This window comes from Providencia sp. PROV109 (assembly GCF_033681625.1).
In the GTDB taxonomy this organism is placed as follows: Bacteria; Pseudomonadota; Gammaproteobacteria; order Enterobacterales; family Enterobacteriaceae; genus Providencia; species Providencia hangzhouensis.
Genome location: NZ_CP096320.1, coordinates 988,164 through 1,007,506 on the forward strand (window position 1 = coordinate 988,164; position 19,343 = coordinate 1,007,506).

At 40.2% G+C, this 19,343-nt stretch carries 17 protein-coding genes, 1 tRNA gene and 4 pseudogenes; 9 read left to right on the top strand and 13 right to left on the bottom strand.

Annotated features, from left to right (window positions below):
• Positions 1–86: 86 nt before the first annotated feature.
• Positions 87–322: pseudogene (locus M1F25_RS04435) on the top strand (transposase); the annotation flags it as partial.
• Between the two features lie 99 nt (positions 323–421).
• On the opposite strand, the pseudogene M1F25_RS04440 reads toward M1F25_RS04435, so the two are convergent.
• A pseudogene (locus M1F25_RS04440) lies at positions 422–534 on the bottom strand (IS481 family transposase); the annotation flags it as partial.
• A gap of 116 nt (positions 535–650) precedes the next feature.
• Between M1F25_RS04440 and tnpA the strand changes: the two are divergent.
• The gene (gene tnpA / locus M1F25_RS22450) at positions 651–767 is read left to right on the top strand and encodes an IS66 family insertion sequence element accessory protein TnpA (RefSeq protein WP_405127820.1); all 117 of its coding nucleotides are present in this window, start codon (positions 651–653) and stop codon (positions 765–767) included.
• Positions 768–964: 197 nt separating this feature from the next.
• Here the strand turns inward: tnpA and M1F25_RS04445 are convergent, their stop codons facing one another.
• The gene (locus M1F25_RS04445) at positions 965–1,549 is read right to left on the bottom strand and encodes an antirestriction protein ArdA (RefSeq protein WP_181488620.1); all 585 of its coding nucleotides are present in this window, start codon (positions 1,547–1,549) and stop codon (positions 965–967) included.
• 522 nt (positions 1,550–2,071) lie between these two features.
• Between M1F25_RS04445 and M1F25_RS04450 the strand changes: the two are divergent.
• Both M1F25_RS04450 and M1F25_RS04455 read left to right on the top strand, forming a co-directional pair.
• Positions 2,072–2,677: pseudogene (locus tag M1F25_RS04450) on the top strand (type I restriction endonuclease subunit R, EcoR124 family); the annotation flags it as partial.
• 43 nt (positions 2,678–2,720) lie between these two features.
• Positions 2,721–3,932 (top strand): PD-(D/E)XK nuclease family protein, encoded by a 1,212-nt coding sequence (locus M1F25_RS04455; RefSeq protein WP_181488618.1) that lies wholly within the window; start codon positions 2,721–2,723, stop codon positions 3,930–3,932.
• Positions 3,933–4,005: 73 nt separating this feature from the next.
• Here the strand turns inward: M1F25_RS04455 and M1F25_RS04460 are convergent, their stop codons facing one another.
• From M1F25_RS04460 to aspA, 8 genes and pseudogenes are all read right to left on the bottom strand, one after another.
• Positions 4,006–4,290 carry a hypothetical protein gene (locus M1F25_RS04460; RefSeq protein ID WP_008913927.1) on the bottom strand — a complete coding sequence of 95 codons (285 nt, stop codon included), beginning with the start codon at positions 4,288–4,290 and terminating at the stop codon, positions 4,006–4,008.
• A 119-nt stretch (positions 4,291–4,409) separates the two neighbouring features.
• Positions 4,410–4,625, bottom strand: a pseudogene (locus tag M1F25_RS04465) (tyrosine-type recombinase/integrase); the annotation flags it as partial.
• A 157-nt stretch (positions 4,626–4,782) separates the two neighbouring features.
• Entirely contained in the window at positions 4,783–6,057 is a 1,275-nt protein-coding gene (locus tag M1F25_RS04470) for a tyrosine-type recombinase/integrase (RefSeq protein ID WP_181488616.1), read from the bottom strand.
• Between the two features lie 195 nt (positions 6,058–6,252).
• Positions 6,253–6,328 (bottom strand) — tRNA-Phe (locus M1F25_RS04475).
• A gap of 126 nt (positions 6,329–6,454) precedes the next feature.
• Positions 6,455–7,027, bottom strand: a complete 573-nt coding sequence (gene dicD, locus M1F25_RS04480) for a division control transcriptional repressor DicD (RefSeq protein ID WP_409201109.1) — start codon at positions 7,025–7,027, stop codon at positions 6,455–6,457.
• 206 nt (positions 7,028–7,233) lie between these two features.
• Complete coding sequence (locus M1F25_RS04485) at positions 7,234–7,527, bottom strand: helix-turn-helix domain-containing protein (protein WP_004258707.1); 294 nt, start codon at positions 7,525–7,527, stop codon at positions 7,234–7,236.
• Positions 7,528–8,174: 647 nt separating this feature from the next.
• Positions 8,175–9,497: an anaerobic C4-dicarboxylate transporter gene (locus M1F25_RS04490; protein WP_004258703.1), complete on the bottom strand. Its 1,323-nt coding sequence runs from the start codon at positions 9,495–9,497 to the stop codon at positions 8,175–8,177.
• Between the two features lie 144 nt (positions 9,498–9,641).
• Positions 9,642–11,066 carry an aspartate ammonia-lyase gene (gene aspA / locus M1F25_RS04495; RefSeq protein WP_004258700.1) on the bottom strand — a complete coding sequence of 475 codons (1,425 nt, stop codon included), beginning with the start codon at positions 11,064–11,066 and terminating at the stop codon, positions 9,642–9,644.
• A gap of 436 nt (positions 11,067–11,502) precedes the next feature.
• Here aspA and M1F25_RS04500 point away from each other — a divergent pair, with 436 nt between their 5' ends.
• The 4 genes from M1F25_RS04500 (at position 11,503) to M1F25_RS04515 (ending at position 14,934) form a co-directional block, all read left to right on the top strand.
• Positions 11,503–12,018, top strand: a complete 516-nt coding sequence (locus M1F25_RS04500; RefSeq protein ID WP_036958041.1) for an FxsA family protein — start codon at positions 11,503–11,505, stop codon at positions 12,016–12,018.
• A gap of 163 nt (positions 12,019–12,181) precedes the next feature.
• Positions 12,182–12,475 (top strand): co-chaperone GroES, encoded by a 294-nt coding sequence (locus M1F25_RS04505; protein ID WP_004908085.1) that lies wholly within the window; start codon positions 12,182–12,184, stop codon positions 12,473–12,475.
• A 51-nt stretch (positions 12,476–12,526) separates the two neighbouring features.
• Positions 12,527–14,170, top strand: a complete 1,644-nt coding sequence (gene groL, locus M1F25_RS04510; RefSeq protein ID WP_004258673.1) for a chaperonin GroEL — start codon at positions 12,527–12,529, stop codon at positions 14,168–14,170.
• A 419-nt stretch (positions 14,171–14,589) separates the two neighbouring features.
• Complete coding sequence (locus tag M1F25_RS04515) at positions 14,590–14,934, top strand: DUF4156 domain-containing protein (protein WP_004908089.1); 345 nt, start codon at positions 14,590–14,592, stop codon at positions 14,932–14,934.
• 44 nt (positions 14,935–14,978) lie between these two features.
• Here M1F25_RS04515 and epmB read toward each other — a convergent pair whose 3' ends face one another.
• Positions 14,979–16,007: an EF-P beta-lysylation protein EpmB gene (gene epmB, locus M1F25_RS04520; protein ID WP_110591180.1), complete on the bottom strand. Its 1,029-nt coding sequence runs from the start codon at positions 16,005–16,007 to the stop codon at positions 14,979–14,981.
• Positions 16,008–16,050: 43 nt separating this feature from the next.
• On the opposite strand from epmB, the gene efp reads away from it, so the two are divergent.
• Positions 16,051–16,617, top strand: coding sequence for an elongation factor P (gene efp / locus M1F25_RS04525; RefSeq protein ID WP_004258667.1), 567 nt, complete (start codon positions 16,051–16,053; stop codon positions 16,615–16,617).
• A gap of 79 nt (positions 16,618–16,696) precedes the next feature.
• On the opposite strand, the gene M1F25_RS04530 is transcribed toward efp, so the two are convergent.
• Together M1F25_RS04530 and cstA are read right to left on the bottom strand one after the other, a co-directional pair.
• The gene (locus M1F25_RS04530) at positions 16,697–16,894 is read right to left on the bottom strand and encodes a YbdD/YjiX family protein (protein ID WP_004258665.1); all 198 of its coding nucleotides are present in this window, start codon (positions 16,892–16,894) and stop codon (positions 16,697–16,699) included.
• Positions 16,895–17,142: 248 nt separating this feature from the next.
• Positions 17,143–19,236, bottom strand: coding sequence for a pyruvate/proton symporter CstA (gene cstA / locus M1F25_RS04535; protein WP_094961461.1), 2,094 nt, complete (start codon positions 19,234–19,236; stop codon positions 17,143–17,145).
• Positions 19,237–19,343 lie beyond the last annotated feature (107 nt).

The window sequence follows — 19,343 nt, forward strand, 5'->3', positions numbered from 1 at the left end:
ATATGCAAATTATTACTTTAAGAGCCAATCCAAAAAGAAATTGTTATATAATATAATTAGTTACGATAATTTCTGAGGGGGAACGTATGATAAGCCGTTATTGTCAGATTAGTGATGAACTCTCGGAAAAAATAACAACTCTTATCCCTGAATACAAAACAAATCATCCGCTCGGAACTAACCGTAAACGGGTTGATAACCGCGCAGCTATGGATGCCATATTATTTGTGCTCAAGACTGGCTGCCTGTGGAATGCTTTGAATACCAAAGGGACATATTTACCGAGTTCTGCACATCGTGCTTCTAAAAATGGCGTGATGCGATTTTGAAACATGTCAGAGTGATTGTTGATAGATCCTAAAATGTACTAGTTCAGACTCGATCTGACAGTTACCAGTTATTTGTACAGGTGTCTGTCAGATTATATTTGGGTTAAATTTTTTTCAGCCCAAATCCGTTTCCATCCAATAACATTTCTATAGGCGTTCGTCCACAACACATTTTTCCTTGGTCAGTTCGAGCATTATTATAGTAATACTACCATTCATCAGGATCGTAAGCGCGTCATAAACCCCGTATTCTAATCATCTAGCACAAATAATAAGATCAAGTCTCCGACCATAAGGAGATTTAAAATGGGAAAATGACGCATCAATCAAGAATGGAAAACGCTTGTCGAGCAATCTGAATCGAGTTCACTATCTACACTCGCGTTTTGTAAGCTCAATAAACTCAACCCCTCAACGTTTGTCACCGCAGTAAGATAAATATCCATTTAATGGTTTGAATTAAATAAAAAAAGAATACCATAATAGCCATCTTCACGGATATCCGTGAAGATGGCTTAAAATAGAGTTTAGTTTGATTAACGTTCTAGCTTATGGATATCATTGGGGTACCACGACATTCTTTATTTCCCGCCTTAAGAGATGAAAGCGGTTTGACTCTCATTCTGTTATCCTATCTACCCACCCGTATGATAAACATATCCTCCACTGTGAAAAATACCGCCTTGTTCAAGACAAATATCACGTCCATAGCGTTCATAGTCAAAGTAATGGGATAAATGACCCAGTTGGGCTAAATCATAACAACCACTTTCTTCTATCCAGTAATAACCTAAATCATATTCATTATTGACCCCCGCTAATTGCTGGAAAGAATCTAAATTATCCGCTAAATAAATTAAATCATGGATTGAACTCGCTGAAGAACCGATTTCAATTGCCGCCTGATAAAGGTCAATTTCATCTGGCGATAACATGGCTAATCGCGTGGCTAACTCGTTCAACTCATCTAAAAGGCTATATTCTGAAATGTAAGAAGAAAGGCCATCAATGGAGGATTCATAGTCGGTCAAAAAATACTCTTCATAGTGAATACCATCAATGCCAATCCGCATTAAACAGTGTTCTATTTCTTTTGAGGTTGCCGGAAGCTCAAGCCACTCACCAACAAGTTCACCTTCGTTATATTTACCTAAATTCGTAATAAAAACAGAAATCATCCCCGATTTTAGGCATGGGGAAGCCGTCGCTGTTATACGCATATTCGTGTCCTATTATTGATGTATTGTGATTTAATTAATGGCGATATTTTGATAAAGGGATCTATTTCCCTTTAGAAGATGATATTGATATAAAAAGCCAATTGCGTATTACCATGAAAAACGCCGTTATTGGGTGATCTCCATTCATGAAAATACGCAGCCAATCAGCTGAAAAACAGGCAACTCGCTTTAAAAATGATTAATGACGTTTTAGAGCAGGATAATGAGTTGCCTTACAATCCCGATAAGATGTTATGCTTTCTATCATGATCTCAATTTGCGTGGGTTAAAACGAAAAAAGCCCCTGTCCAATAAACTAGGGTCAGTTCAATCATCACGCTATGAGGCTATTTTCAGCAAAATGATGAAATGTTTTTGGCATGATTTAGACTTTATGGAACAATTGGGTATTATAGTCAGATTAGACCGCATCAATATAACGGTGGCTTAACGCCCAATGAATCAGAACGATTATATTGGGAAAGCTCTAAAACTGTGACCAATTTTTGTTGACCACTACACCCAGACGACCGTAAAATTCAGGATTATCGTTCAGCCTATAACGATATTCGTGATTGGCAGCGAAAAGAGCGAGCAGTGAATCAAAAAAATAACGCAACGGTAGAATGGGATGATGTCGTTTTTGAAGTTGACCTCCTGAAATCCCAAGAGATTAACCTCGATTATATCCTCGGTCTTATCTTTGAGCACAATAAGCAGAAGAAGAGCAAGGAATCACTCACAGAAGATGTAAGACGTTTGATTCGTTCGAGCTAAGGAAATCGTGCCAAAGAAGAGCTGGTGGTCGATTTTATCAACCAAACCAATCTCGATGAGATGCCAGATAAAGCCAGTATCATTGATGCCTTCTTTACCTTTGCACAAAAAGAGCAACAGCAAGAAGCAGAGAAACTGATTGCAGAAGAAAACCTGAATGTAGAGGCGGCAAAACGCTATATCAAAAACTCATTGAAACGAGAGTACGCTACAGAGAATGGTACGGAGTTAAATGAAGTACTACCTAAGCTAAGCCCACTCAATCCTCAGTACAAAACCAAGAAACAAACCGTATTTCAAAAGATAAGTACGTTTATTGAGAAATTCAAAGGCGTTGGTGGTGGCGTTTAGTCTCAACCGAGAATAAATAACAGTTAGGATGATAGGTTGATGTATGAATAGTGATTGTCAGCGTTTTTTAGATTTGATACAGAAAAAGAATGCTATTACAGCATTTATTTTTCAACGAAAATTCGAAAAATACCAATGCTTTTTATCGATAATAAAGAGTATTGATGAAATCAAGTCACATCATAAACCTGAGCGACGTACAGCTAATCTTATTGATGTACTTGGGATCAATGAAAATGGGCATAGTGCTATTCTCTCTGAAATATTAAATTTTAAAGAGCAGGGAAAGTATATCTTTCTGGAATCATTTATTAACACATTCCTTGATTATGATGTTGTTTTCAATCATGAAAAAACATCAATTAAGCCAGAAGAAGATCGAATAGATATTTTGATTCAGGATGGAAAAAACTGCCTCATCATAGAAAATAAAATCAATGATGCAGTAGACCAGCAAGAGCAACTGAAGCGGTATATTGATAAGTGTAAAGGTAAAGGATACATAGATGAGAACATACATCTACTTTATCTAGTGAGTATGAACGCTGAAAAAGACTTAAATGCGACCCTTTCAACCTATGCTGAAAGTTTCAAAGAGAAAACCAAAGTGGCTCCATATCATCCAACGCTGATTGAATGGTTAGAGTCATCAGTACTTCCTAATATTAAGCATAAAGACAATGATTTTTACTGCTTCAATAGCCAGTATATTGATCATCTTAACGGCCGTTTTTGTAAAAGACCTCGAGACGAAAAAATGAATAATGAAATCAATGAGTTTATTTATCAGCAATTTGATCTTAAAGAAGGTTGTTCTGTTGAAAATGTGGAAAAATTAGAAAGTGAATTAAAGCAGGTAAACGAGCTTCAGTCTCGAATAAATACTATTCTTTCCCAGCAAAAAGAAGATATTTTTAAAAAATGGACTTCTGCGTTAAGAGAAGATTTTCCACTATTGAATGTCCAAGAAGGAAAGGAAGGTGAATTAACTAAGACTGGTGTTTTGATCGAAAATGGATCAGATCCTTTTTCTATTCTAATTGAGAAAACTAACTCATCGGTTTATTTTGGTATTGGAAAGCATTTTACTGGACAAGACAAGCTTAATGAAAATGTTATTTCGCTTGTAAATCCGTTAATGGGTAGTTTTAGACGCTCTGAATGGTGGTACGGCTGGAAAAATACATCCTATGAAAAAGGGTATACTGATCTATGCAAACTCATAAAAGAATATCTTGATATGGAAGCAGGTTAATACAAAAATAACCATCAGATAAGTACCATCCTTTAACGAAACCCCATCAGGGGTTTCCGTTAACTTATGGCTATCAATCAAATGTATATTCACACTCGATACATTCATAACGATCAAATACCACGCCATCTAAAGCTGAACCACTCACAGCCCCAGCAGTAGCTCCAGCGACTAAACGTCCAAATAGAGCGCCTACCGCAGCACCAGCAATCGTCCCTACAACAGGAACAGCAGAGCCGATAGACGCTCCAGCTAGTGCGCCTGATACGCCACCAGCAACAGCTCCTGTCTTTTTCCCGATATGACGTTCACGAATGCGAGTTGAATCGCAGGCCGGGCAACGAATGTAATTTTCCATGATAATTTCCTTTTAGGTTGATTTAAAAGCAAAAAAGCCCCTGTCCGTGAGGACAGAGGCTTTCAGTGATAAAACTTCTTTATTGAATGAGATGTATTACGATAAATCGTGGTTAGTTATCATGCGTTTTGACGATTAAAATTCCCATGAACAATATTGCCACCATTTCTCAATGAATCGATATAGTCGGCATACCACTGCATCATTTCTCGTCTACCTTCTAAATATTGCGCATGGTTATAGGTTCCACGTATCGCATTTTTATTGCTATGCGCCATCTGTGTTTCAATACAAGCGCTGTTAAAGTCTTTTTCATGTAAGATCGTACTCATAGTCAAATCGTAGAAATAGATGCAATTTGTTGATTAATCTTGATTAACATTTTAATTTATAGTGCTTTTTAGACTGTTTGGGGGCTCTTGTCTATATCGAATACAGAGGCCCCCAAATAGGCCCCCAGATGAGAGAATTAAACTGTTTTTTATTTGATTTTTAACCGCCGGTATTAATCATTGGGTTATTCAATTTGGCAAAGTCGAATGGCGAAATAGTTTGTTCCCGATTAGCATCCAAATAATCAGCCCACCATTGCACCATTAATCGGCGTTGGTCTATATGTTCTGCCTTATGAATATAAGCAGCCCTCACTGAGTTACGTTCTTGGTGGCTCATCTGACGTTCTACTGCATCCTTCGACCATAAACCTGATTCAACTAATGAACTACACGCCATCGTTCTAAAACCGTGTCCACAAATTTCAGTCTTCGTATCATAGCCCATCACACGTAAGGCTTTATTGACTGTATTTTCACTCATGGGTTTAAAGGGATTATGAGCGCCCGTTAGGATCAATTCATGTTCACCCGTCCATGTCCAAATTTCTTTCAGTATAGTGATGGCTTGGTGGCTAAGGGGAACTAAATGCGGAGTGCGCATTTTAGCGCCCCTGTGTGAGAATTTAACGCCGGGTATAGGCTTTCGCTGAGCAGGAATCGTCCATAAGGCTTTATCGAAGTCAATTTCAGACCAACGCGCATAACGAAGTTCGCTTGACCTAATAAACACTAATAAATTTAACATCACAGCTAGGCGAGTGACGGGTTGCCCTTTATAAGCATCGATACGGGCAATGAGTTCAGGTAGACGGTCAAGGTTAAGAGCTGGACGATGTTGGCGTTGTACAGTCGTTACAGCCCCTGCGGTATCAATAGCAGGGTTATAACCAATAATACCGGATTGCACCGCATAACGCATGACAGCAGAAATACGTTGCTGTAAACGCGCAGCTATCTCATAAATCTCTTTACTTTCTGCTGCACGGATAGGAATAAGCAGGTCAGGGGTTTTGAGGGTAGTGATATCGCGTAATCCAATATAAGGAAAGACATGCGACTCCAAACTCTTTAAAACCTTTTCACTGTGTGATTCAGACCATTTTTTATTGCTGGCATGCCATTGTCTTGCGATGGTTTCAAAAGAGAGATTAGCATCAGAAGCTGCTTTAGCCACACGTTTTTGTTCGCACGGGTCAATACCGTCAGCAATCAATTTTCTTGCTTCATCACGTTTTAAACGCGCCTCTGATAAAGAGACATCAGGGTATAAACCCAATGCTAAGGTTTTCTCTTTACCTAAGTGGCGATAGCGTAATCGCCAGTACTTAGAACCATTAGTGTGAACCAATAAGTGCAGACCTGCACCATCGGTTAATTTATAGGATTTCACATCGGGTTTAGCCGCCCGAATTTTAGCGTCAGTCAGTGCCATAGTGAGCTTCCTGAGAGATAAAATGGGTACAAAATTCTATCGAACTAGTGTATACCCGCAATTGTACCCGCACAATGGGGTTGATGTGGGTAGAATCGAGTAGAATTCAGTGGAGTTGAAACTTTGGGAGAGTGTTGATTTTAGCGGGCTTTACAAACAAAAACAGACGTCGGTTGACGTCTGTTGATAATAAGGTGGTGCCCGGACTCGGAATCGAACCAAGGACACGGGGATTTTCAATCCCCTGCTCTACCGACTGAGCTATCCGGGCAACGGGGCGCATTAAACCGTATTCAGCCGTTTGCGTCAATGCATTTTTAATAAAAAACCACTTTTTTTTACTGAGTGTTTTCTTTTTCAGCAAAATGTGTGTGTTTAGTATGCGTTAGTTGTTTTTTTAACTTAACGCTCCTTTTTTACGGCATAGTGCGATTGTTAGGATATCCTCAGAAAGGTGTTGTGCAATCTCGACATCTTGAATGTCTCTTTGTACTAATAAACGGTTTAAACAGCCTTCAAGTACTAGTTCCATTTGGTTAGCAACCAATACAGAGTCTTCAATATCTAGCTCTTCTAATAGGTTTTTAGTGAAGTGAAACGAATTGTCTTTTTGCAAGCGACTTAATTGGTGGATAGGGTGCTCTGCATCTGGGTAATAATTACATGCAGAAATAAATAAACAGCCAGGGAAACGCCCTTGGCTGACTTTTTCTGATAATTGTTGGTAGCGAGCCATTAATTTTTGCTGTGGGCTTAGGGACTCATCTAGCAAAGTCTGTCGCTGCCATACTTCGATTTGCTGGCTATGATAGCGTAAGCAATCATAAATAAGCGCCTCATCGTCTGGCCAGAACTGGCGAATAGTAGAGAAATCAGATTCAATTTCACTGAGTAAATTCTCTGTAGATGCGGATAAGCCTTGAATTTCCAATTGATTTAACGCATGGCTCAAAATAATTTCGCGTTGGATAGGCATTGTTAACTCCATCACAATAATGTCTGATTTTTATCCATCATAACAATGTTCAATTGTGAATTATAGCGGTTTGCAGTGCTATTATGAGTCGTCGTTTTCGAAGGAGAACGAAATCAAATAGGAAATTAAGAGGGGGAGTTTAAAGCAAACAGGAGGGGGAAGAACCCCCCTGAAACGAACTTCATGGATTTATATCGGTCTTAGTTGATCAACTTAGCTTCTAATGCAGCATCGATATAATAAAACTGAAAGACTTTTTTCATAAAATCATCAATATCATGTGTTCGTAATTCGAGAGCTTGTAAAATATCTAAAAGACCTTGGATCGTAATCGCATTTTTACCTCTTTCATAACGAGAAACTTGTTGTTGGCTAATTTTTAAGCGAGAAGCTAATTGTGAGCCAGTTAAGCCCACCACTTTTCTACGGTGTTTTAAAAAGCTTCCAATATAAACGGTTACATTTGTATTTTCATTTCTTTGAGTATTTAGCATTACTCCTCCAAATATATAAATATTGAACAAATAAGTTATTTTTCTATTAAAGTTTCGTGATGTTTAATTTGTGTCACTCAGAGTGATTAAAAGATAGTTATCAGACTTTTCGGATATTATTAAACAAGGGTCAGTTAATTATTACCAATATTTATGGCGGATTGATTTTAAATTTTTGATAGATGATTTCTATCTTTGGTACTCTCAATTCGTGTGTGATGAGGGGTTTTTTAGTGTTATTGTTTGTCTGCTTCCGCTTTATTAGTGATTTGTTTTGATGGTTATTTATTTTTACTTTATTTTTGAATTTATATTTCTATTTGTGATTTTGAAGAAATGAATGAAGCAGCTTGTCATTATATGATTATAGTCATTGTTTGTTACACTTATATGTAGAGTATTAATATAGATATATTGTTAGAAAAATACTTATTTCTGATTTTAATTTAATTATTAACAACCGAGTTCAATATATTTTAAATATATTTTTAATAAATGGCTTAGTTTTTTATCTGAATGATTATTATATTTTTATAATTTCCTCCGTGACTTTGTATAGAATAACAAAAATAATATGTTATATGTAGGCATAGAAAACCCGTGCGATTTGCACGGGTCTTTATAATATTAATTGATACTAATATAAACTATAGGATCATACCGCCGAATAAGAAGCCGAATGAAACAGCTAATGCGACAGCGATGGTACCTGGAATAAAGAATGGATGGTTAAAGACAAATCGGCCAATACGTGTTGTCCCTGTATCATCCATTTGTACTGCTGCAACCAGTGTTGGGTAAGTAGGCAGAATAAATAGGCCAGAAACCGCAGAGAATGATGCGATAGCCGTTAGTGGGCTTACATTCAGCGCTAATGCCATAGGCATCAATGCTTTTGCTGTTGCGGCTTGTGAGTATAGTAAAGCAGAGCAGAAGAAGAAAATTACCGCTAACATCCAAGAGTGCTCATGGATTAAATCACCAGCAGTTTCTTTGATCCAGTCAATGTTATGCTGTACGAAAGTATCACCTAACCAAGCAACACCTAAAATACAAATACATGCGCTCATACCTGCTTTAAAGGTACTTGAGTTCAAGATTGCATCAGTATTAACACGACAGAAAATAGTGATTAATGTCGCTACAGTCAGCATGATAATCAAAATAGCATTTGTGGTGTTCATTAATGGGGTTTCGACAATCCCTAAGCTTGGGCTGTTAATGATGGCATAACAGACAACGCCAACAACCCCAAGTAAGAACAGCAGTACAGAAGACTTAGCACCGGCTTTGATTTCTTTTACTTGGCTACCACGCAGTTCAACTAAACCTTCAGCTAAACGTTTTTGGTAGATAGGGTCATCGGATAATTTAGAGTTAAAAGTCCAAGAGATGATGAACGACATCAAAATGATAGCAAGGAATGTCGCAGGTAATAGAACACTTAAGAGAGAGATGTAACTGACTGTGTTACCTGCACCAACCATTGCAGGGTTTTCCATGACGGATGCCATGTAAACCACTGCAGCAGAAATTGGTGATGCTGTAATACCTATCTGAGCAGCAACAACCGCAGTTGATAATGGACGGCACGGTTTTACGCCTTGCTCTTTTGCAACTTCTGCAATAACAGGCAGTGTTGCTAAAGAGATATTACCTGTCCCTGCGAAAAGTGTCAGGAAGTAGGTAACAATGGGTGCAAGAATGGTGATGTATTTAGGATTGCGGCGCAGTAATTTTTCGGTTTGGGCAACTAAATAGTCCAGACCTCCAGCAATTTGCATTGCAGAGATAGCGGCAATAACAGCCATGATGATTGAGATAACGTCAAATGGAATGGTTCCTGGTTTTACGCCAATAGCAGCGAGTACCAGTACCCCAAGGCCACCGGCGAAGCCGATACCTATCCCACCTAAACGGGCCCCCAAAAAGATGGCCAGCAGAACAATAATAAATTCTACGGCTAACATAGTGTTTACTCCTCGACAAAATGAAAATTAAAATTATGAAACTGTTATGTTAATTATTTGTGTGTGTATCAATCAAAAAAGGCACGCTTTCTATTGAGAGGCGTGCCTTTATTTTTAAGTGTTATTTATGATAAACATAAATTTTTAGTCATCAAAGCGTTTTGCTTTATAAGCTGGGTGTTTTAAGTTCTCAATAGAGAAAATATCATCCAGTTCAGCTTCAGTCAGTAAACCGCGTTCTAAAACAACTTCGCGGACGCTCTTACCGGTTTCAGCACAAATTTTACCCACGATGTCACCATTATGGTGGCCAATAAATGGGTTTAAGTAAGTGACGATACCGATGGAGTTAAATACAAATGCTTCACAGATTTCTTTGTTTACTGTAATGCCGCTAATGCATTTTTCTTGCAGATTACGACATGCGTTGCTCATTAAAGAGATGGATTCGAACATCGCTTGGCCAATCGCTGGTTCCATTACGTTTAATTGCAATTGACCCGCTTCAGCAGCCATTGTTACGCAGATATCGTTACCAATAACTTTGAAACAAGCTTGGTTAACAACTTCAGGAATTACAGGGTTAACTTTTGCTGGCATGATAGAAGAACCAGCTTGTAACTCAGGTAAATTGATTTCTTTCAGACCTGCACGAGGACCGGAAGATAACAGACGTAAGTCGTTACAAATTTTAGACAGTTTCATTGCCAGACGTTTTAAGCCCGCGTGAACTGTGATGTAAGCGCCGCAGTCAGAGGTTGCTTCGATTAAGTCTTCTGCAGGAACGCATGGTAAACCAGTCACTTCAGCTAATTTTTTAACGGCAAGCTCTGAGTAACCAGGTGCAGTATTCAAGCCTGTACCGATAGCAGTAGCGCCTAAGTTAACTTCGAGCAGTAATTCGATGCTGCGTTTTAAGTTTTTCTCTTCTTCTTTTAAGAGAGTAGCGAAAGCATGGAATTCTTGGCCGACGGTCATTGGAACAGCATCCTGCAACTGGGTACGGCCCATTTTCAGAATGTCTTTGTATTCTTCAGCTTTAGCTTCAAAGCCTTTTCTCAGGTATTCAACAGATTCAATTAACTTCAGTACTGAGTTATACACTGCGATACGGAACCCAGTAGGGTAAGCATCGTTAGTGGATTGACTTTTGTTCAGGTGATCATTTGGGTTGAGGAATTCATATTCCCCTTTTTTGTGACCCATCAGCTCTAAACCGATATTCGCCAGTACTTCATTGGTATTCATGTTCAGTGATGTGCCCGCACCACCTTGGAATACGTCAACAGGGAACTGATCCATGCATTTGCCTTCATTCAACACAACGTCACAGGCTTTGATAATAGTCTCTGCGATATTACGAGGAATAGTTTTCAGTTCTTTGTTGGCTAAAGCTGCCGCTTTTTTTACCATAACCATGCCGCGGATAAATTCTGGGACATCGTTAATAGTGCGGTCGCTGATATAAAAGTTTTCAATCGCACGCAGAGTATGAACACCATAATAGGCATCAGCTGGAACTTCTTTTTTACCTAACAGGTCTTCTTCGATACGAGTATTGTTTGACATGAGAACCTTCTTAATTAGATTACAGTTACTGTCCGTTTATGCGCTTTAAAAATCTATACTTCGTAAAACAAAATTCACAGGTGATTAATATTGCAAAGTAAAACTTTACAAGCAATTAACACCGTCTACTACGTTGTCAGCATTATGATCTACTGATTTATGGGTAGATGATATGCTTTTAATCATCTATTGCCTTGAACCTAGATCACTATATAGTTTGATTTATGCAACAGATTTCACGTTGTGTGACATTCATCACAGATAAGTATCATTAATGAAAAAAATCTGTGAGTTGAAAAGCGTTATCTCTGCCCCAATTATTATGGCTATACTAAAGAAAAAAGCGAATATTGATAGTTGTCTCTTAGATGCAGTTCACAAAGGTTTCCCTAGGGGCGTAAAATAATCGATAGCTTATTGAAATAAAGGAGAACTTGTGCGCTGGTTACCACTCATTCTGATATGTATTCTCGTTTACATTGAATCCGTGATTTTTGTGCGGGTTGCATCCGAAGTTGGTGTTTTAATGACGCTAATTTTGGTCGTTTTGACATCCTGTTTAGGTGTGTCACTCGTTAAAAATCAAGGTATGAAAAATGTACTACAAATCCAACAAAAGTTAGCATCGGGTGAAAGCCCAGCAGCTGAAATGATCAAGAGCGTTGCATTGGTTTTAGCGGGCTTCTTGTTGATTGTGCCGGGGTTCTTTACAGATTTTATTGGCTTACTATTGTTACTTCCGCCAATTCAAAAGCTTATTGTAATGCGCTTAATTCCTCATATTCGTTTCTACCAGCCGGGTTCAGGTTTTAACCAAACAGGAAATAGCGGCTTTCAACGTGGCGATACTTTTGAGGGGGAATTCCAACGTAAGCAAGATGATCCTTCTTTTACAATCGATAATTCAGATAAAACAGATTCATCAGATAAAGACGAACGCCCTAAACCATAAAACCACCCTATTTATGGGGAGATAAAAATGAAAAATTTTTTATCTCCCCCCTTGAAGTCCCTCTTCTTCGCCCCAATCTGCTCAAACATGGTACTAGTTTATTTAAGACATGCTGGTATCGTCCTTTTACCTAGTATGGACTTTATTTATAGGAGAACTATTAATGAAAATTCGTCCATTGCATGACCGTGTTATCGTTAAGCGTAAAGAAGTTGAATCAAAATCTGCCGGCGGGATCGTTCTGACGGGTACTGCTGCAAGCAAATCAACTCGTGGTGAAGTTCTTGCTGTTGGCAACGGCCGCATCCTCGAAAATGGTGAAATCAAAGCACTGGATGTGAAAGTTGGCGATATCGTAATTTTTAACGATGGTTATGGCGTGAAAGCTGAAAAAATCGACAATGAAGAAGTTCTGATTATGTCCGAAAGTGACATTCTGGCAATTGTTGAAGCGTAATTTTCACTTAAAACTTCTCAACGAACGAAAAGAATTTGAAGGAAAGAGATAATGGCAGCTAAAGACGTTAAATTTGGTAGTGATGCACGTACGAAAATGCTTCGTGGTGTGAATGTTCTGGCAGACGCAGTAAAAGTTACTTTAGGTCCTAAAGGCCGTAACGTAGTTTTAGATAAATCTTTTGGTTCACCAGTTATCACCAAAGATGGTGTTTCAGTTGCACGTGAAATCGAATTAGAAGACAAATTCGAAAACATGGGCGCTCAAATGGTGAAAGAAGTTGCTTCTAAAGCTAACGACGCTGCAGGTGACGGTACAACAACTGCAACTGTACTGGCTCAAGCTATCATTACTGAAGGCTTAAAAGCGGTTGCTGCGGGTATGAACCCAATGGACCTGAAACGCGGTATCGATAAAGCAGTTGTTGCTGCAGTTGAAGAACTGAAAGCCTTGTCTGTTCCTTGTTCAGACACTAAATCAATCGCACAGGTTGGTACTATTTCTGCAAACTCCGACGAAACCGTGGGTAAATTAATTGCAGAAGCTATGGATAAAGTCGGTAAAGAAGGCGTTATCACGGTTGAAGAAGGTACTGGTCTGGAAGACGAGCTGGATGTGGTTGAAGGTATGCAATTTGACCGCGGTTACTTGTCTCCTTACTTCATCAATAAACCAGAAACAGGTGCTGTTGAGTTAGAAAACCCATTCATCCTGTTAGTTGACAAAAAAGTCTCTAACATCCGTGAATTACTGCCAGTATTAGAAGGCGTTGCTAAAGCAAGCAAACCACTGTTAATCATCGCTGAAGATGTTGAAGGTGAAGCACTGGCAACTCTGGTTGTTAACACCATGCGTGGTATTGTTAAAGTTGCAGCGGTTAAAGCACCGGGCTTCGGTGACCGTCGTAAAGCCATGCTGCAAGATATCGCAATTCTGACTAACGGTACTGTTATCTCTGAAGAGATCGGTATGGAGTTAGAAAAAGCGACATTAGAAGATTTAGGTCAAGCAAAACGTATTGTTATTAACAAAGACACTACCACTATCATTGATGGTGTGGGTGAAGAATCTGCGATTGCGGGCCGTGTTGCACAAATTCGTCAACAAATCGAAGAATCTTCTTCTGACTACGACCGTGAAAAACTGCAAGAGCGCGTTGCTAAATTAGCAGGCGGTGTTGCTGTTATTAAAGTGGGCGCAGCAACTGAAGTTGAAATGAAAGAAAAACGTGCTCGTGTTGACGATGCTCTGCATGCAACTCGCGCAGCGGTTGAAGAAGGTGTTGTTGCTGGTGGTGGTACTGCACTGGTTCGCGTTGCAGCGAAACTGGAAGCACTGACTGGTGAAAACGAAGAACAAAACGTAGGTATTCGTGTTGCTCTGCGTGCGATGGAAGCGCCAATGCGTCAAATCGTTACTAACGCAGGTGAAGAAGCCTCTGTTGTTGTTAACAACGTGAAAGCAGCAAAAGGTAACGAAGGTTACAACGCGGCGACTGATACTTACGGCGACATGATCGACATGGGTATCTTAGACCCAACTAAAGTAACGCGTTCTGCTCTGCAATTCGCAGCGTCTATCGCAGGTCTGATGATCACCACTGAAGCGATGATCACTGAACTGCCAAAATCAGACGCACCTGACTTAGGTGCTGCTGGTATGGGCGGCATGGGTGGAATGGGCGGTATGATGTAAGCCAGCTGGCGACATCAAGCTTAAGTAGTTACTAACTCAGTTAGGGCTACCCACCACAAAACCGGTATCGTTAGTGTTCCTAGCGGTGCCGGTTTTTTATTGGTTTTTAATAAATATATAACCATTAATTATTGATGAATGTAATACCTCGAAACGATGTACAATTAATGCGTTATACGATTTATTTTTGCGTCAATGTTGCTTCACAGGTTATATTTAACGTAAGGTAAATGGTTTGAATTAGTAAAGAATAGAGCAGGTTCTTGGTTAATTTGTGGTAAACTCTATTCGGCTGGTGATGTGCGGCAATTATGGCGCTGTATGTTAATCACCTCCTAGATATTTCAATTAATAGATTATTGAAACTAAAGCGATTTTCAAACCAGCTGCAAAAACACAATGAAAAAATGAGGGAAAACATGCGAATTAAAGTCTTGCTTGGTGCTGCTGCATTATTGCTTTTAGCAGGTTGTTCAACAACAACTAATTTGACTGCGGCAGGCTCACAAGTTCGTTTTGTTGAGAATCAACCAGGAAGTGATTGCCAACTTCTCGGTCAGGTTGCAGGGACTCAAAGCAACTGGTTGAGTGGTGTGAATAATGAATCTAGCTCAATGCGCAGCGCAGCAAATGATTTACGTAATAAAGCCGCGGCAATGGGCGGTAACGTGATTTTTGGTGCATCAAGCCCAAGTGAAACTGTGTTATCTAGCTTCATTCCATTAGATAGCAAAATGGTTGGCCAAGTTTATAAGTGCCCCTAAAATGAATTCATAGCGCCCAAATGATGATTTGGGCGTTTTGCTTTCTAGTTCTGCCTTAAATTAAGGTCAAGCAGTGTTTTACTTGGCTCTCCCCCAATTTCCCGAGCGAGCTTAGGTACAAGGTACCCTGAGACTTTACTCAATAATTGCTGTATTAATTGTCTAGCTTCAGTATCACTCACTAAAAAGTGAGCGGCACCTTGGACTTTATCTAATACATGTAAGTAATAAGGTAAAATACCTGCATCAAACAGAGCATTACTTAAATTCATCAGAGCTGTCACGTTGTCATTAACTTGGCGCAGTAATACGCTTTGGTTTAATAATGTCACACCTGATAACTTTAGTTTTTGCATAGCATTGGTGAATGACTCGTCGATTTCGTTAGCATGGTTAACGTGTGTCACCATAATTACTTGTAACCTTGAGCTAGCAAGGCGTTTACAGAGAGTTTCAGTGATACGTTCAGGTATCACTACAGGCAAGCGAGTATGAATTCTAAGGCGTTTTATATGTGGGATCGCCTCTAATTGGCTGATAAGCCAATCGAGTTCATGGTCTTTTGCCATCAATGGATCACCACCTGAGAAGATGATTTCATTGAGTTCGGTGTGGTTTTTTATATAATCCACAGCCATCAACCAGTTATTTTTATTTCCTTTGTTGTCTTCATAAGGAAAATGCCGGCGAAAACAGTAGCGACAGTTGACTGCACAGCCACCTTTTACCAGCAGTAATGCGCGGTTGTGGTATTTATGCAGTAAACTTGGAATTTCATTATCCTGCTCTTCTAGTGGGTCAGTAGAAAAACCTGGATGTATATCAAACTCTGCTTTTGCGGTTAATACCTGCAATAACAGAGGATCTAGTGGATCGCCTTTCTTCATACGGGAAATAAAGGGCATTGGAACGCGTAAAGGAAATAGTTTACGTGCCTCACTGCCTTCTTTTGATAAAAGGTGATTTTCTAGGTTAAGTATTTGCAGCAATTCATCTGGATTAGTGATTGCTTCTGCAAGTTGTTGTATCCAGACTTCTCTGGATGAGGTATTTTGAGTTACAATATCGACCATTTTTTGGCTATGCCATTTTTAGTTTATAAATTAGAGGATCACCATGGCTACTTATAGTACCAATGAATTCCGCTCAGGTCTTAAAATCATGTTAGATGGCGAGCCTTGTGTCGTTTTAGAAAGTGAATTCGTCAAACCGGGTAAAGGTCAAGCGTTCGCACGTGTGCGTATCCGTAAACTGATTTCTAACAAACTGTTGGAAAAAACATTTAAGTCTACTGACTCTGTTGAAGGTGCAGATGTCATGGATATGAACTTAACTTACCTGTATAACGACGGTGAGTTCTGGCATTTCATGAACAACGAAACTTTCGAACAGTTAGCAGCGGACGAAAAAACCGTTGGCGATAACGCGAAATGGTTAGTTGACCAAGCAGAATGTATTTTAACACTGTGGGACGGCCGTCCTATCGCGGTCACTCCACCTAACTTTGTTGAGTTAGAAATTACTGATACTGACCCTGGCCTGAAAGGTGATACCGCAGGTACAGGCGGTAAACCTGCAACACTGAGCACTGGCGCAGTGGTTAAGGTTCCTCTGTTTGTTCAGATCGGTGAAGTGATCCGTGTTGATACTCGTTCTGGCGAGTATGTTTCACGCGTAAAATAACGGTTGATCCTATACTGAATCGTTAAAAATAAAAAGCCGTGGTCGAATGCCACGGCTTTTTTTGTCTATTTTTTAAGGCCTAACAGCACTTAAACCCACCTTTACCACCGTAACGTGCATCTTGGCGCTCTTTAAAAAACTCTTCATAGGTCATGGGAGTTTGGTCAGGGTGCGTTTTTTGCATATGAGCGACGTAGTTGTCGTAATCGGGGACGCCGACCATCATTTTTGCCGCTTGGCCTAGGTAGCGGGCTGCTTTTCCCAGTTCTCCAAACATAAATCCTCGTCATACTTTGTGTTGTAGCGGTGTTGGCTGCTCTCGGCTACCCAAGTCACATACTGTTATGTATGCTCCTAGTTTCTCCTTCATACTTCACGCTATTGCTGCGTTGGCTTTATTCGCTAACCCTAGTCACATACTGGAGTATGCTCCTAGGGATTATCTTCTTTGCCGCCTTGCTCCAACGTGAATTATTTTGGAGAAAGAGTATATGCCCTAAACAGTGACAAGCTTTTCCGCGAAAATCAATGATGGCGTGTATTTGCCACGATTTCTTCATAGTTGGCTGGCATGGCTTCGTATGGTACTTCATTCGCTGTTGGTTGGTCGGATTTTAATGCCTTCAACGCAGTGCGGATGGAGAATAGAGCCAGTAATACCACAACAATCATAAAGAAAATAGTTAATCCTGCATCTAAGCGGTTATTGAAAATTAACTGAGTTAATTGAGATTCCGTATATTGAACTGGAATATTACCGCTATCAATCATTGCTTGGAATTTATTTGCGACAGCTAAGAAACCAACACGGGCATCTTCACTGAAAGTTTTCTCCCAGCCTGCAGTCATCGTACAGATTAACAACCATGCAGTTGGGACTAAAGCGACCCATGCATATCTTTGGCGCTTCATTTTAAACAGTACCACAGCACACAGCATTAATGCCATACCCGCTAACATTTGGTTCGCGATACCAAACAATGGCCATAAGGTGTTAATACCGCCAAGTGGGTCGACAACACCTTGGTGAAGAAAATAACCCCAAGCAAGCACACATAGCGCGGTTGCTATCAAGTTTGCGGGTAACGAATCGGTACGTTTCAAGGATGGAGAAACCACACCCAGTAAATCTTGCAGCATAAAGCGTGCCGCTCGAGTTCCTGCATCCACCGCGGTTAAAATGAACAACGCTTCAAATAGGATGGCAAAGTGATACCAGAAGGCGACATTCATTAGACCGCCAAGGGCACCGTGGAGAATATACGCCATCCCAACAGCCAGTGTTGGAGCACCTCCGGCACGTGAAATAATACTGGTTTCACCCACATCATTAGCAATGCTGTTAAGCTGTTCAGGGGTGATCTGGAAGCCCCAACTACTGACAACTTGGGCAGCAGAAGCGACTACATCTTGTGTACCTGCGGGGGCTAACATTGCCATGGGGCTATTCATGGCGAAATAAACACCCGGGTCAATCACACAAGCGGCGACTAACGCCATGATAGCTACAAAAGATTCCATCAACATGCCACCATAGCCGATAAAGCAAGCTTGGTTTTCATTCGCCAACATTTTGGGTGTGGTACCCGATGATATCAGTGCGTGGAAGCCAGAAACGGCACCGCAAGCAATGGTAATAAATAAGAATGGAAACAAGTCACCTGCCCAAACCGGGCCTGTACCATCAATATATTTGGTCAGCGATGGCATTTGTAGATTTGGATTGAGGATTAAAATACCAATTGCCAAACCAATAATAGTACCGATTTTTAAGAAGGTTGATAGGTAGTCTCGTGGGGCAAGTAGCAGCCAAACAGGAAGTACAGCGGCAACAAAGCCATATCCCACTAACATCCAAGTGAGTTGAACACCAGTATAGTCAAAATAAGGTGCCCAAGTTTCGCTTTCAGCGACCCAACCCCCAGAGATAATTGCAAATACGAGGAAAACTAACCCTATAATAGAAACTTCACCAATGCGTCCTGGGCGTATATAACGGGTATAAATACCCATAAAAATCGCCAATGGAATAGTAAAGGCAACGGTGTAAGTTCCCCATGGGCTATGAGTGAGGGCTTTTACGACAATCATAGCGAGTACGGCTAAGATAATCACCATAATCATAAAACAAGCAATTAAAGCCAGAACCCCTGCCGTATTACCCATTTCTTCTTTAACTAATTCACCCAGTGAACGGCCGTCTCGACGTGTTGAAACAAACAACACCATAAAGTCTTGTACGGCCCCTGCTAGCACAACCCCGGCAAGTAGCCAAAGCATGCCTGGTAAATACCCCATCTGTGCCGCAAGTACAGGGCCGACAAGTGGGCCAGCACCTGCGATGGCAGCAAAGTGGTGGCCAAATAATACTTTTTTATCTGTTGGTACGTAGTCTAAGCCATCGTTATGACGAATTGCTGGTGTCATACGAGTTGCATCAACTTGGAGTACTTTTTTAGCAATAAAAAGCCCATAATATCGGTATGCAATCAGATAAATACACACGGCTGCAACAACGATCCACAGGGCATTAATCTGTTCACCTCGATTTAAGGCGATGTAACCCAGTGAAAAAGCACCAAGTAATGCGAGCACAATCCATATTAATTGTTTACCCATAGCCATCCCCATCTGTTCAGTTGATTACTTTTTGTTATTTGTTTAAGTAAAACTGAGAAAGGTATAACCATACTTAAGTCAAAGAAAAAGTAGCTAAACCGATACAC